Below are 2,909 nucleotides of genomic sequence, written 5' to 3'. Positions count from 1 at the left end.
CAGGGCCGGGCACCGGCTGGAGGAGGGCGCGGAGCCCGGCAGCCTGATCTGCCCGTCCACCGGGGCCCGTTACCGCGAGACGGCGCCCGACACGCTCGTCGAACAGGAGTAGCGGATGCACCGCGTCGGCACACGCCCCGCCGGGACGCTTCCCCCGGTCCCCGGGCCGCGCGGCCCGGCGCGGGCCTCCGGCCGCAGCCAGGACCTCGACCTGCTCCGCCTCACCGCGATCTGCGGGGTGGTCGCCATCCACATCGTGGGGCTGGTCGTCGCCAGGGCCGACCTGCGCGGGACGCGCCAGTGGTGGGCGGCCGTCGCGATCGACCTGGGTTTCGTCTGGGTGGTCCCGGTGTTCGTGATGGTCAGCGGGGCGCTGCTGCTGCACCCCAGGATGCACGCGCAGGGGCCCGCGGTGTTCTACCGGAAGCGGGCGCTGCGGATCGTCCCGCCGCTGGTCGCCTGGCATCTGATCCACCTGGTCGTGGTCAGGCTGGCGCTCAGGGACGAGCACCGGTCGGCCGCCGCCTGGGCGATGACCGTGATCGACGCGAAGGTGTTCACCGGCGCGTACTTCCTCTGGCTGATCCTCGGCCTGTACGCGATCGCACCGGTTCTGGCGGCGTTCCTGGCGGCGGGCGGGGTGCGGCGGGCGCGGATCACCGCGGCGGCCGCCCTGGGTTGGAGCACGGTCATGTGGCTGCTGCCCGGGCTGAGCGCGCTGCTCGGGGCGGCACGGCCGGTCACGCTCGGGGCCTGGACGATGTGGCTGCCCTACGTCGGGTACTTCCTGGCTGGGTGGGCGCTGCGGGCGTCACGGCCGAACCGGCGGACCTGCTGGCTGCTGCGGGCCGGGGCCGTCGTGCTGCTCGCCGAGGTGGTCTGGCAGTACGGGCACGGTGGCGGGCATCCGGTGCTGAAGGCACTCCTGCCGACCGGGTACTACGGCGGGGCGGTGGCGCTCGCGTCGGTGCTGCTGTTCACCGGGGTGACCGGGCTGGTCGGCCCCGCCGGTCTCCCGGCGGCCCTGGCCCGGTTCCTGCCAGGGCTCGCGGACGCGGCGTTCGGGGTCTTCCTGGTCCATCTGATCGTGCTGGCGCTGCTCCAGGAGCTGGTTCCGGCGCTGGCCGCCCCGCCCACGCTCCGCGTCATGCTCGGCGTGTACGCCGTGGTGCTGACGCTGTCGTTCGCGGTGGTGGCGGTGGCGCGCCGGATCCCCTACCTGCGGGCGCTGGTCTAGCAGACGCTAGCCGCCGATGACGATGTGGCGGACGCCCTGCCAGTCCGCCGGATCGGTGACGCGCCGCCCGTCGACCAGAGTGGTGACGCCCGGCAGGTCGGCGGGGCGCAGCGCCCGGTACTCCTCATGGTCCGCCTGGACGATCGCCGCCTCGACGGCCTCGCCCCGGTGCGGCGGCAGCCCCAGCCCCACGAGATCGTCGGACGTGTACAGCGGATCGGCCACATACGGGAGCGCGCCCCGGTCGCGGAGCGCCGCGACCAGCGGGAACACCCCGGAGAACGCCGTCTCCCGCACCCCGCCCCGGTAGGCGGCGCCCAGCACCAGCACCGGGACCCCGTCGAGCGGGCCGTGGGCGGCGGCGAGCAGGTCGGCGCCGTAGGCGGGCATCCGCCGGTTGGCCTCGCGGGCCGCGCGCACCACGGTGGCGTCCGGGTCGTTCCACAGATACATCTGCGGATAGACCGGGATGCAGTGGCCGCCCACCGCGATCCCCGGGCTGTGGATGTGGCTGTACGGCTGGCTGTTGCACGCCTCGATGACCTTGGTGACGTCCACCCCGACCGTGGCGGCGTACCGGGCGAACTGGTTCGCGAGCCCGATGTTGACGTCGCGGAACGTGGTCTCGGCGAGCTTCGCCATCTCGGCGGCCTCCGCCGAACCCAGATCCCACACGCCGTTCGGCCGGTCCAGATCGGGCCGCGGATCGAACGTCAGGACCGACTCGTAGAACGCGACACCGTGCCGGGCCGAACCGGCGTCGATCCCGCCGACCAGCTTGGGGTAGCGGCGCAGATCGGCGAAGACCCGGCCCGTCAGCACCCGTTCGGGGCTGAACACCAGGTGGAAGCCGTCGCCCGGGGCGAGCCCCGAGCCTTCGGCGAGCATCGGCGCCCAGCGGTCCCTGGTGGTGCCGACCGGCAGGGTCGTCTCATAGCTGACCAGGGTGCCGGGCTTCAGCCCGGCCGCGATCGCGCGGGTCGCGGAGTCCATCCAGCCGAAGTCGGGGATGCCCGCCTCGTCCACATACAGCGGCACCACCACGACGACGGCCTGCGACCGCGCGACGGCGGCCGTGGTGTCGGTGGTGGCGCTGAGCAGGCCCGCCGAGACGGTCTCCTTCAGCTTGACGTCCAGGTCGGTCTCGCCGGGGAACGGCACGGCCCCGTCGTTGACCAGGCCCACCACCCGGTCACTGACGTCGGCGCCGACCACCTCGTGGCCCGCCCCCGCGAACTGGACCGCCAGCGGAAGACCGATCTTCCCGAGGCCGACGACACAGATCCTCAACGCTGTTCCTTTCGGTGGACGAGCTCACGGACCGCCCGTTTGGCGATCCTCGTCAGAGTGACGCGCTGGACTTTGATCACGAGCGGACGGCGGGGTTCGCCCGCGACGACCACGTCATAGGGACGGAACCGGTGCCAGCGGCGGGTGCGGGCGGACGCTCCGGAGAGCGGGAACTCATACAGATGGCCGTCCGCCTCGGCGTACAGCAGGACCGTCTGGCGGCGGCCCGCGCCGTCCGCGGCCGACAGCAGCCGGTCGAACGGGATCTCCAGCCGCACTTCGGTCCGGTCGCCGTCGGTCTCCAGCCGCAGGCCGTCCAGGAGGCGCGGGGCGGGACGGTCGGGGCTGCGCCGCGTCGACCTCATCCGCTCCTCGCGCGGCG

3 protein-coding genes are annotated in these 2,909 nt (G+C 73.5%); 1 reads left to right on the top strand and 2 read right to left on the bottom strand.

Annotated elements, in window-relative coordinates; genetic code table 11:
* The first annotated feature begins 115 nt into the window (after nucleotides 1-115).
* On the top strand, nucleotides 116-1,237 hold the full coding sequence (locus ACYVE7_RS31985; protein WP_460370047.1) for an acyltransferase: 1,122 nt from the start codon (nucleotides 116-118) through the stop codon (nucleotides 1,235-1,237).
* Between the two features lie 6 nt (nucleotides 1,238-1,243).
* Here the strand turns inward: ACYVE7_RS31985 and ACYVE7_RS31980 are convergent, their stop codons facing one another.
* Both ACYVE7_RS31980 and ACYVE7_RS31975 read right to left on the bottom strand, forming a co-directional pair.
* A complete protein-coding gene (locus tag ACYVE7_RS31980; RefSeq protein WP_460370045.1) occupies nucleotides 1,244-2,527 on the bottom strand; it encodes a nucleotide sugar dehydrogenase in 1,284 nt (427 codons plus the stop codon).
* The coding region (locus ACYVE7_RS31975) for a hypothetical protein (RefSeq protein WP_460370043.1) at nucleotides 2,524-2,909 on the bottom strand (386 nt) is incomplete at its 5' end. The genes ACYVE7_RS31975 and ACYVE7_RS31980, both read right to left, overlap by 4 nt.

This window comes from Actinocorallia lasiicapitis (genome assembly GCF_054778695.1).
The sequence above is the reverse complement of the archived record's forward strand: the minus strand, read 5'-3'. Positions and strand labels throughout refer to the sequence as shown.